Origin of the sequence: Kitasatospora sp. NPDC007106 (genome assembly GCF_040634455.1) — a bacterium.
Taxonomy (GTDB): Bacteria; Actinomycetota; Actinomycetes; order Streptomycetales; family Streptomycetaceae; genus Kitasatospora; species Kitasatospora arboriphila.
Genome location: NZ_JBEYFP010000178.1, coordinates 1 through 10,374 on the forward strand (window position 1 = coordinate 1; position 10,374 = coordinate 10,374).

The window sequence follows — 10,374 nt, forward strand, 5'->3', positions numbered from 1 at the left end:
GTCTGCGGCGGGCCGGCCGCGCGGCCGCGCCGGGTGTGGATCACGCTGCGGGTGGCCACCGACGTCCTGCCCCTGCTGGTCGACGCCTGCTCCAAGGCCTGCGTCGCGGCGCTGCCCACCCCGCCGGAGGGGTACGTCCGCAGCCCGCACTCGGGCGGGCCGACCGTGCAGCAGCCCGTCGCCGACCACTGGTTTCCGCCCGAGCGGCGTGCCGTCCGGCACGAGACCCGCAACCGGCACCGCACCGAGCAAGGAGGGACCCCGTGACCGCGACCCCCGCCGTGGCCTATGTGACCAGCAAGGACGCCCCGGACCAGGAGGTGGGGGCGGCGCTGGCCGCGTTCACCGGGCAGGGGGTGGCCGCCGAGCCGGTGGTGTGGGACGACCCGGCGGTCGCCTGGGAGCGGTTCGACGCGGCGGTGGTCCGCAGCACCTGGGACTACACCGGGCGACGGGACGAGTTCCTGGCCTGGGCGCGGCGCGCGGCCGGGCTCACCCGGGTCTGCAATCCGGTGCCGGTGCTGGAGCGGAACACCGACAAGACCTACCTGCGGGAGCTGGCCCTGGCCGGGGTACCGGTGGTGCCGACCGCCTGGGTCGGGCCCGGCGAGCGGCTGGACGGGGGGACGGCGCCGTGGCCGGAGCTGGTGGTGAAGCCCACCGTGTCGGCCGGCGCGCGGGACACCGTGCGGACCACCGACCGGGCGGCCGCCGCGGCGCACGCCGACCTGCTGACCGCGGCCGGCCGGACGGCGATGGTGCAGCCGTACCTGCCGGCGGTGGACGGGGAGGGCGAGACCTCGTTGGTGTTCATCGGCGGCGCGTTCAGCCACGCGGTGCGGCGCGGGCCGATGCTGTCCGGCCCGGAGGGCCGCTTCGCGGACGAGCCGCGGCGGCCCGACGCCGACCAGCTGGCCGTCGCCGAGCGGGTGCTCGCGGCCGTGCCGGAGCGCGCGGAGCTGCTGTACGCGCGGGTGGACCTGGTCCGCGGGCCGGAGGGCACTCCGCTGCTGATCGAGCTGGAGCTGACCGAGCCGCGGCTGTTCCTGCAGTACGAGGCCGGGGCGCCGGCGCGGCTGGCGGCCGCGGTACGGGCGCTCGCCGGCTGACCCCGGAGTGCGCGCGGGCCCGGCCGCCGGCCCTCGGCCCTATTGTCGGCGGCCCGTGCCAGGCTGGCCGCAGCGATCCGCAGCGACGAGGGGACGGACGGGATGGACGGGCTGGCCGAGGGCGGCTTCACGGTGGACAGCTGGGAGCCGGAGGTGCTGGACGAACTGCCGGGGGCGACACTCGCCCGGGTGAAGCTGACCAAGACCTTCCGGGGCGGGCTGACCGGCACCAGCACCGTGCACATGATCAGCGCGGCGGACGGCGAGGGCCAGCCCGCGGCGTACACCGCCTTCGAGCGGTACGCCGGCGAGTTGGACGGCCGCAAGGGCAGCTTCGTGCTGCAGCACTGCGCGCCCGGCAGCCGCGGCGAGCGGCTGGTGATCACGGTGGTGCCGGGCACCGGCACCGAGGAGCTGGCCGGGATCACCGGCGGCTTCGAGATCCGGATCGACGACGCGGGCGTGCACAGCTACGTCTTCCGCTACGCCCTGGCCTGATCCGGGGACGGCGACGGCCCGCTTCCCGGGTGCGGGGAGCGGGCCGTGCGGGGGTTGCGGGGTGCCGGGTCCGGGGTCGCCGGTCCGGGCCGCTGAAGACTGCGTACGGCAGGCGGGTGTTACTTGGTCAGGCCGGCCTTGACCGAGCACACCGGCCAGGCGCCCGGGCCCTGCGCGGCGAGGACCTTCTCCGCGACGGCGATCTGCTGCGCCTTGCTGGCCTGGTGCGCGTTGGCCGCATAGGCGTGGCCACCGAACGCGGCCCAGGTACCGGAGGTGAACTGCAGACCGCCGTAGAAGCCGTTGCCCGAGTTGATCGCCCAGTTGCCCGAGGACTCGCACTGGGCGACCTTGTCCCAGGTCGAGGCCGGGGCGGCCGAGGCCGAGGTCGCCGTCACGAGGCCGGCCACCGGCAGGACGGCCAGCGCGCCGCCCATGACGGCCATCCGCACGCGCTTGCTGCGCTTGGTCGCGGTGGCGGTGGCAGCGGTGGTCTCGTTACGGAAAAGCATGCGGTTCCCTTCAAGCGTCCCGGGACGACACCCGGGCACGGGTCAGCAGACCCGATCGGCCTGCGGTTCATGGGGTGAGCCGGCACCGAACCCGCCGGGCCCTGGGGCCCCGGCGGTGTGCCGCGCTGGATTCGAAGTTACGGACGGCCCGCACCCAACACAAGGTTCGACCACGAACCCGCAGCTCAGGCCCCGGTTACCACCGGTATCCACCGAAAGCCGACCCCCATTTCCCGGGCCCGACCACCGCCACCCACCCCCCGATGTGACCCGCACCACCGCAAACCGTCCGTGAACCGGACCACATCGTCGGCAGCGCGTGAGGGGCCGCGGACACCGCGCGCACACCGGACCCCCGTCCCGGCACCCCGCGGATGGCGTGGGTCACACCGTGCACGGACGGTGCCGCCGCGGCCTCGCTCGGCAACCGTTCGCACAGGTCAGGGGGATGATCGGAGCCACTGCTCCCGGGTCAGGGCGTACTCCACGTCCCCGTGCTCGGCGCCCTCGACGTACTCCGGCCACTCCTCGAAGAAGGTCCGGACGTGGCGCAGCCCCGCCTTCTCCAGCACCCGGCGGGAGGCGGTGTTGACGGTCATCGTGGTGGCCACCACCCGGTCGGCGCCGAGTTCCGCGAAGGCCAGCCGGACGAGCTCCCGCGCGCCCTCGGTGGCGAGTCCGCGCCCCCACACGGCGGGCCGCAGCCGGTAGCCGAGCTCCGTGCCGCCGTCCAGGCCCGGGCTGCTCGCCGGGGCCAGGGCGAACCAGCCCAGGAACTCCCCCGAGCCGCGCGCCACCGCGGCGAAGCACCCCTCCCCCGGCGGGAGCTCCGCATAGCCGCGGAGCAGCGCCGGGAGCGTCTCGCGCTCGACCACCGGACGCGGCACCGGCCGCCCGTCGTCGATCCGCCGCATCACCTCGGGGTCGCCGTGCAGGACGGCGAGGTCGTCGAGGTCGTCCGCGGTGAAGCAGCGGAGCAGCATGCGGGCGGTGGCGGCACGGATCGGCATGGGCGCGATTCGACCACCGGCGCGGGCCGCCGGGCAACCGGATTCGGGACCGCCCGGCACCCCCTCGGCCCGGTACCCGCTCAGCCCGGCACCCGCTCAGCCCGGGCCGGTGGCGGCCGGCCGGCCGGGCGCCGCGGCGGCGACCGGGAGCAGCAGAGCGGTGATGTTGTCCTGTCCGCCGGCGGCCAGGGCGTGGTCGACCAGTGCCCGCGCTCCGGCGAGCAGCGGCCGGCCGGCGGGTGCGGTCCCGTGCCGGGCGCCGCGGTCGGCGACCGTCCGGAGGGCTCCCGGGTCCGGCAGGTGGCGCCAGAGTCCGTCGGTGCAGAGCAGCAGGCGGCCTGGCACGGCCGGCCGGTAGCTGCGGATCCGCGGCGCGGGCTCGCCGGCGTCCGCGCCCAGCCAGGCCGCGAGGACGTCGAGTTCGCCGGTGTCGTCCTCGGTGAGGGCCGTCCCCGGGCCCTCGTCGGGGAGCCAGTAGACGCGGCTGTCGCCGACCCAGGCGCTCCAGATGCCTTCCGGTCCGGCGATGCCGGCGGCGTAGGTGCAGGCGGGTGCGGCGCCCGGGGAGGCGGCGAGGGCGGTCACCGCACGGCCGGCCCGGTGAGCGGAGGCGGCGAGGGCGGTCTCCGGCAGGACGCCTTCGGCCAGCCGTGCGGCCAGGGCCGCTGCGCCGACGTCCGCGGCGAGTCGGGCGGCACGCTCGCCCCGGGGAGCCATGGAGACGCCGTCGCAGACCACTCCGACCGTCCACGGCCCGGCAGTGGCGAGGGCCATGGCGTCCGCGTTCACCCCGCGGTGCCGGCCGCGGTCGCTCACGCCCGCGGCCCCGCCCGCCGTACCGATCTCCACGTGCGCCCGGAAGCCGGGCCGGTCGGCCCCGCAGTCCCAGCACCGCCCGTCGGGGGCGACGGTGCCCCCGCACTCGGGGCACGCACCGTCGTCGATGTCGTCGATCTCGTTGTCGGTCATTCGGCGGACCATCCTGCCAGACACCCCCGCCGAGGATCCGTCAGGAATCCTCCCCCGCCGGCCGGTTCCGCCAACACTCCGGGTCGACGCGCTGAGGCACATGCTGAAGCGGGACCGACTGTGCAACGACGCCCGGTGCGACGAACACGTAGAGGTCGACAGCGGGAAGCAGGAACCGCCGATCCTTCGCGCCTTGCGTCCGTCGCCACGCCGGCCCTGCTTCCTTGCCTGACTGGCGTACGAGCTCGAGGCCTTGAGTCGCGATGCCGCCTCCCGCTCGCTGCCTCCCCGCAGACCAGGCAGGAGACCGAGTTCCTGCGGGCTGCCCCTCGTCCGGAACCGATCCGACCTTCACTGTTCGGAGCCCAAGGCAATGCGCCGGTTCAGGACACGTTCTGGCGCAAAGGCATCAGCTCACAGGAAACTCCCAGTTTGGCGTGTCCCTGACTGTTAGCGTCCGATTCAAACACGCACTCGATCCGGGGGGATCCATGCACTCGATCAGGCGCGCCTTGACGGCCGCAGGCATCTGCGTCACTGCCGCCGCCACCGTGTTCGCCTCGACGCCAGTAGCGTCGGCCGCACCACCGACCCAGGACTGCACCGGCTGGTACAGCGCACGCATCACCCAGTGGGCCATGCTGTGCGGAAAGGCCGGAGAACCCATAGCCGGCGCATTCGCCACGTGGCGCAACCTGCCGATCACCTTCGACGGCAGCTACGACCCCACCATCAACGTCGCGGCAGCCAACTACCTGACCGTCACACCCGACACCACCGCGTTCAGCAACGTCCGGATCGGCCTGTACGCCCAGAAGACCGGCCCGAACACCGCCACCTACGCGCCCCACTGGGAAGAGCTCACCGGCCAGGGCGGCCGCGAGACCGCCGTCAACACCGGCTCCGGCCCCGGCACGGCCGACGGCAAGAACCACAGCTACCTGCTTCAGCGGCAGCCCAACGGCGACCAGTGGGAAGTCTTCTACGACTTCAACTCGGTCGGCACCACCACCGGACAGAAGCCCGTCCCCCGCGGTGACCAGAACCGCATCGACGTGGGACTCGAGGTCAACCACCCCGAGCACGTGAACGTTCCCCTCTTCGACGACCGCCCCCAGTACCTCTCGGAGAACAAGGTCTGGTCCCGCCTCCTGCCCGACCGGACCGCGAGCCAGCTCGGCCTCGGCACGTGCGGCGAGAAGGACCCGTTCACCAACACCGTGAACACCCCGCCGTACTGCTTCGATGCCACGCAGACTCTCGAAACACCCAAGCCGGCCACACCGCCGGGCATTGCGTCCTGGCGCGTCGGCAAGCCCCTCGTCGCCACCACACCCGCACCCCCGGCCCACTCCTCCGCCTTCTCCGCCCCGGGCGCAGACGACCGGCCGGCGATCTACCACGGGGTCGACCAGCAGCTGCTCCACGCTTGCCTCCAGAACAGCCCCGGTTCCTGCCTTTCCCAGGTGCCCGGCCTGGCCGAGTGCCTGCGCACTTTCAAGCAATGCAACGAGGCCGACGTAGCGCCCCGTAGGGACCGGTCGCTCGCGTCGCGCAACAGGGAGACGACCGGCGCCGTCGTCGACGGGCTTCTGACGCGGACCGCGCGAGAGTTCGGAGTCCCGCGTGAGTCCCTCAAGGTCGCCGCCGCCACGGTCGCGGACGACCACTCCGGGCGCACCCAAGCTTCCGGCTGGCCGGCGGACACCGCTCTGTGGACCATCACCTCGCAGGCGACCACACGCGGCCGCACCGGCACCGGCCCCGCTGTGATGGGGCTCTCGGTCTCCTACACACAGAGCACCGGCGAGCTCACCGCAGCCTGTTGGGGCGCCGCCTGCGGGCACTGACAGCCCGGCATACCACCACGACCTCCCACCGCCTCGACGGGACGACCGGTCCCACAGGAGACCACCATGATCATTGGAACCGGATTAGGCCGCCTGGTTATTGGAGCAGCCGCCGCCGCATCCAGCCTGATACTCGCCTCCGGCACCTGCGCCGCCGCGCCCACGTCCACCCCTGCTGCCACGACTGCGGAGTTCGTCGACTCCTCGTCCGTCCCCGCAGACCAGCTCGCGGCCCTGGGCGAACCCGTGCCCCTCGCCCGCTACTCCCACGGGCCCGAGAAGCCGTCACCGCGCACGGCGCACACCACCCCCTCGACCACGCCCGAAGAGGACCCGGGTCTCGAACAGGAATGCGCCAAGCACTCCGAGGCCGACTCCCCCACCGGCTGGATCAAGAACCGCTTCGAGACATGCGTCCACCGGCACCAGGACCTCGTGCTGCGCAACACCGCGGGGGACCGCGTCCTGGGCCGCCTGATCTTCGACGCGTGGCTTCTCGGCTTCGCCTACGACGGCCAGCGCCGCGTCGACTACGTCGCCGAGGTCAAAGACATCAAGCTGGCGACAAACGGCTCCGAAGACGGCAAGAAGTGGTCGATCCGGCAGACGTTCAACCGCACCCTCGGGTCCAACAGCGGGCCGGGCGGCAAGGTCGTGGACCCGGCCAAGCAGGAGCGGGACGAACTCCTGGGGGACTGGGACAAGTCGCCGTCGTGGACGCTCACCTACACGTCTCCGGACGGCGGACCGCTGTACAACCAGGGCAACCTGCAGATCGTCCAGGCCAACGTGATGCTCGGCATGGGGGTCAAGTCCCCGACCGCCCCCACCCGCCCCTGGCAGGAGACCGACAGCGGACACTCCAACGTCCGCTTCGACTACGCGGGCCCCGTCGGCGGCAAGTACAAGGGCACCGTGTTCGTCGAGGCCCGGGTCGAGCTGGTCATGAAGCTCTCGGACCCACTCGTGGCCCAGAGCGCACGCCACATCAAGGACGCCCAGAGCAACCCGGAGCGCACCTTTCCCTCCTTTGTCGGCAAGACGGTTCCCGGTGAGAAGCAGCCCTTGCATCGCCTGATCGACCGCCCGAAGCAGGACACCAACCGGACAGCGGCGATCAAGACATGCGAAGACGTGTGGGGCAACTACGCGGGCTCGGGCCTGGAATGCGACGAGTACCCCTTCTCATCCACCTACGAGGGAGCTGCGGCGGGCGGCGATTCGCCGACCAGGCGGTACTCGTCCCGACTGATCGATGCCGCCGACAACAAAGAGGGCGGCACCAGGATCCTCGCCGTGTACACGGCCAACCGAATTCTGGACGGCGACCCGTTCTATGTGACCATCACTCCGTGACAAAGGGACAGGAGGACCCATGGCTGTGGCGCTTGAGTTCCGCGCCGAGGCGAAGCCGGACCACGGACTGATCTTCGTGCATGACTCGGATGCCTACCTTCCGGACGGTGCCGCGGTGCGTCGGAGCAACCTGACGATCGTGGCCGGCACGGGAACCCAGCTCTACCTCTGCAGCAAGCAGGGCACCTCGCCGGCCGAGATCGTCCTGCGGGTGTGGGACGGGCCGGTGGCCGGCGCCAGCCTCGGGGAATGCGACGCCTTCTGCCCGGCCGTCCTGGACTGCCCCACCGGGACAGTGGTCATCCGGGCGTTCTCCCCCGAGATCGCTGGAGACATCGAACTGCCCCGGCCCGGTGTGTACGCCGCCCTGGTCTCCTGGCGCGGTAGGGAGGCCGCCGCCGAGCAGGAGGCCTCCTTGCTGCGCAGCCTCGCGGAACCGGAGGGCCAAGCCGACTCCGACAACGTCTTCGCCGCCCACGCCGAGGTGCTCGAGTCCTACCGGATCGACCTGTGGTGGCAGTACGAATCGGACACCGAGGTCGACTGACTCCGCCGACCCACGGATCAGCGGGCCGGGCGGGCGTTCTCGTGGGCGAGCAGGTGCTGCTTGGCGGGCAGGCCGCCGGCGTAGCCGGTCAGTGAGCCGTCGGCGCCGATCACGCGGTGGCAGGGCCGGACGATCAGCAGCGGGTTGGCCCCGATCGCGGCGCCGACCGCCCGTACGGCGCCCGGTGACCCGGCGGCCGCGGCGACGGCCGTGTACGTGGTGGTGGTGCCGTACGGGACGGCGTCCAGGGCGGCCCAGACCCGCCGCTGGAAGTCGGTGCCACGCGCGGTGCACTCCACGGCGAAGGCGGTCGACTCCCCCGCGAAGTACGCCCGCAGCTGCTCGGCCACCACGCGGAAGGCCGCGTCGTCCTGCCGCCAGCCGTCCTGGACGACGGCGCCGCGCTTCTGCCCCGGCAGCGAGACCGAGGCGAGCGCGGTGCCGCCCGGCGCGGTCGCGGACTCCTCGCCGACCAGCAGCAGGGGGCCGACCGGGCTGTCGACGGTCGTGTACAGGGTCATGGTGGTGTGTCCTTTCCGCTGGTCCAGACGGTACCGCGCCCCGGGGCGCGGGCCCGCCGGTCTCCACTGTGCCGCCTGCACCCGGCGGTCGGCTGGCGGATTTCGGACACGGCGTTGGCCCCGGGGGCGGCACCGCCCGGAGCCGCCCCGGCCGCCGGAGATGCACGTCTCGGCGGCCGGGTCTGTACTCCGGCGGGGCGCCCGCCCGCGCGGCAGACGGGGGACGGGGACATCACCGCCCGGGCGGGGCACCCTGCCTGCGAGCCGTCTCACCCCTCCGCCGCCCGGCAAACCCGGTCGGCGGAGAACGGCGACCCCTCAGGCGCCGGCCGCCTCCCGGCCCGCCGCAACGCGCACCGGCGCGGCGAGCCCGAGCACGGTGTCCACCGACCAGTGGTCGGCGGCGTGTTCGCCGTAGTGGACGGCGAACAGGCGCCCGTCCGGGCCGATCAGGAAGTCGGCGGGCAGACCGAGCCGGCCACCGAGCGGGCGGGCGGGCCGCGGCACGCCCCGCGAGCGCATCGTGTCGCTCGCCGAACTCGTGCACGCGGCCGTCGCCGCGCACCCCGGCGCACTGCCGCTGGGCGGAGAGCGTCCTCGGGGTGCTGGCCGAGACCGGACTCGACGCGGCCGACCGTCCGCCCGCCCTGCGTGCCGTCGCCGCCCACCTGATCGGGGCGTTGGAGCTGGAGCACGGGCCGGGCGCGGCCGAGGGCGGCCGGTCCGCCGCGGCCGCCCTGCCGCGGGACGCCTTCCCGCTGCTCGTGCAGGCCGCCGAGGAGGGCGGCCGGCCCACCGCCGACCGGTCGTTCCGGGTCGGCCTGGACGCCCTCCTCGCCGGCCTCGGCATCGCCTGAGCCGCCGCCCGGCCTCAGTCCAGCACGGGCAGCAGGACCGGCAGGTGGCCGTCCGAGGCGAGTGCGGCGGCGCGGCGCTCCGCGGGGACCTCGCCGTAGGTGGTGGTGCGCTGCCGGGCCGGGCGGCCGGCGGCCTCGGCGATCGCCTCCAGGTCGCGGACGGACTTGTAGCTGCCCCACGAGGAGCCGGCCATCCGGGAGATGGTCTCCTCCATCAGCGTGCCGCCGAGGTCGTTCGCGCCGGAGCGCAGCATCTCGGCGGCGCCGTCGGCGCCCAGCTTCACCCAGGAGGTCTGGATGTTGGGGATGTGCGGGTGCAGCAGCAGCCGGGCCATCGCGGTGACCGCCCGGTTGTCGCGGGCGGTCGGGCCGGGCCGGGCGACGCCGGCGAGGTAGACCGGCGCGTTGGTGTGGACGAACGGCAGGGTGACGAACTCGGTGAACCCTCCGGTGCGCTGCTGGAGTTCGGCGAGCAGCCGGAGGTGGCCGAGCCAGTGCCGGGGGGTGTCGACGTGCCCGTACATCATGGTAGAGGAGGAGCGGAGGCCGAGCCCGTGGGCGGTGGTGACGACCTCGATCCAGGCGGAGGCGGGCAGTTTTCCCTTGGTGAGCACCCAGCGGACCTCGTCGTCGAGGATCTCGGCGGCCGTGCCGGGGATGCTGTCGAGGCCGGACTCCTTGGCCCGCTGCAGCCAGTCGCGGATCGACAGGCCGGTGCGGGTGGCGCCGTTGACGACCTCCATCGGCGAGAAGGCGTGCACGTGGATGCCGGGCACCCGCTCCTTCACGGCCCGGGCGATGTCGAAGTACGCGGTGCCGGGCAGGTCGGGGTGGATGCCGCCCTGCATGCAGACCTCGGTCGCGCCGACCTCCCAGGCCTGGGCGGCCCGTTCGGCGACCTGCTCCAGCGAGAGGGTGTAGGCGTCGGCGTCGGTGCGGCGCTGCGCGAAGGCGCAGAACCGGCAGCCGGTGTAGCAGACGTTGGTGAAGTTGATGTTCCGGGTGACGCAGTAGGTGACGGTGTCGCCGACGGTGTCGCGGCGCACCGCGTCGGCGATCGAGCAGAGCGCGTCCAGGGCGGGGCCGTCGGCGCCGAACAGGGCGAGGGCCTGGTCGTCCGTCAGCCGGGTCGGGTCGTCCGCGGC

General features: G+C 73.4%; 10 protein-coding genes and 3 pseudogenes. 7 read left to right on the plus strand and 6 right to left on the minus strand.

Features of this window, described 5'->3' with window-relative positions:
• The 3 genes and pseudogenes from ABZ641_RS16620 to ABZ641_RS16630 all read left to right on the plus strand — a co-directional run.
• Nucleotides 1-267: pseudogene (locus ABZ641_RS16620) on the plus strand (hypothetical protein); the annotation flags it as partial.
• Nucleotides 264-1,109 carry a hypothetical protein gene (locus tag ABZ641_RS16625; protein WP_344627716.1) on the plus strand — a complete coding sequence of 282 codons (846 nt, stop codon included), beginning with the start codon at nt 264-266 and terminating at the stop codon, nt 1,107-1,109. The pseudogene ABZ641_RS16620 and the gene ABZ641_RS16625, both read left to right, overlap by 4 nt.
• Before the next feature lie 102 nt (nt 1,110-1,211).
• A complete protein-coding gene (locus ABZ641_RS16630) occupies nt 1,212-1,607 on the plus strand; it encodes a DUF3224 domain-containing protein (RefSeq protein ID WP_359982535.1) in 396 nt (131 codons plus the stop codon).
• A gap of 140 nt (nt 1,608-1,747) precedes the next feature.
• On the opposite strand, the pseudogene ABZ641_RS16635 reads toward ABZ641_RS16630, so the two are convergent.
• The 3 genes and pseudogenes from ABZ641_RS16635 to ABZ641_RS16645 form a co-directional block, all read right to left on the minus strand.
• Nucleotides 1,748-2,119, minus strand: a pseudogene (locus ABZ641_RS16635) (transglycosylase family protein); the annotation flags it as partial.
• Between the two features lie 440 nt (nt 2,120-2,559).
• The gene (locus tag ABZ641_RS16640; protein ID WP_359982538.1) at nt 2,560-3,129 is read right to left on the minus strand and encodes a GNAT family N-acetyltransferase; all 570 of its coding nucleotides are present in this window, start codon (nt 3,127-3,129) and stop codon (nt 2,560-2,562) included.
• A 96-nt stretch (nt 3,130-3,225) separates the two neighbouring features.
• Entirely contained in the window at nt 3,226-4,098 is an 873-nt protein-coding gene (locus ABZ641_RS16645; RefSeq protein WP_359982540.1) for a protein phosphatase 2C domain-containing protein, read from the minus strand.
• 437 nt (nt 4,099-4,535) lie between these two features.
• Between ABZ641_RS16645 and ABZ641_RS16650 the strand changes: the two genes are divergently transcribed.
• The 3 genes from ABZ641_RS16650 to ABZ641_RS16660 all read left to right on the plus strand — a co-directional run bounded on the left by ABZ641_RS16650 (nt 4,536) and on the right by ABZ641_RS16660 (nt 7,851).
• A complete protein-coding gene (locus ABZ641_RS16650; RefSeq protein ID WP_359982542.1) occupies nt 4,536-5,948 on the plus strand; it encodes a hypothetical protein in 1,413 nt (470 codons plus the stop codon).
• Nucleotides 5,949-6,014: 66 nt separating this feature from the next.
• Nucleotides 6,015-7,304 carry a NucA/NucB deoxyribonuclease domain-containing protein gene (locus ABZ641_RS16655; protein ID WP_359982545.1) on the plus strand — a complete coding sequence of 430 codons (1,290 nt, stop codon included), beginning with the start codon at nt 6,015-6,017 and terminating at the stop codon, nt 7,302-7,304.
• A 19-nt stretch (nt 7,305-7,323) separates the two neighbouring features.
• Nucleotides 7,324-7,851, plus strand: a complete 528-nt coding sequence (locus ABZ641_RS16660) for a hypothetical protein (RefSeq protein WP_344624707.1) — start codon at nt 7,324-7,326, stop codon at nt 7,849-7,851.
• Nucleotides 7,852-7,868: 17 nt separating this feature from the next.
• Here the strand turns inward: ABZ641_RS16660 and ABZ641_RS16665 are convergent, their stop codons facing one another.
• Both ABZ641_RS16665 and ABZ641_RS16670 read right to left on the minus strand, forming a co-directional pair.
• Nucleotides 7,869-8,372 (minus strand): methylated-DNA--[protein]-cysteine S-methyltransferase, encoded by a 504-nt coding sequence (locus tag ABZ641_RS16665; RefSeq protein ID WP_344624708.1) that lies wholly within the window; start codon nt 8,370-8,372, stop codon nt 7,869-7,871.
• Nucleotides 8,373-8,690: 318 nt separating this feature from the next.
• Nucleotides 8,691-8,879 (minus strand): hypothetical protein, encoded by a 189-nt coding sequence (locus ABZ641_RS16670; RefSeq protein ID WP_359982550.1) that lies wholly within the window; start codon nt 8,877-8,879, stop codon nt 8,691-8,693.
• A gap of 68 nt (nt 8,880-8,947) precedes the next feature.
• Between ABZ641_RS16670 and ABZ641_RS16675 the strand changes: the two are divergent.
• Nucleotides 8,948-9,229 (plus strand): annotated as a pseudogene (locus ABZ641_RS16675) (TetR/AcrR family transcriptional regulator C-terminal domain-containing protein); the annotation flags it as partial.
• Between the two features lie 14 nt (nt 9,230-9,243).
• Here ABZ641_RS16675 and cofH read toward each other — a convergent pair.
• Nucleotides 9,244-10,374, minus strand: a 1,131-nt coding sequence (gene cofH / locus ABZ641_RS16680; RefSeq protein WP_359982547.1) for a 5-amino-6-(D-ribitylamino)uracil--L-tyrosine 4-hydroxyphenyl transferase CofH, incomplete at its 5' end; no start/stop codon positions are given.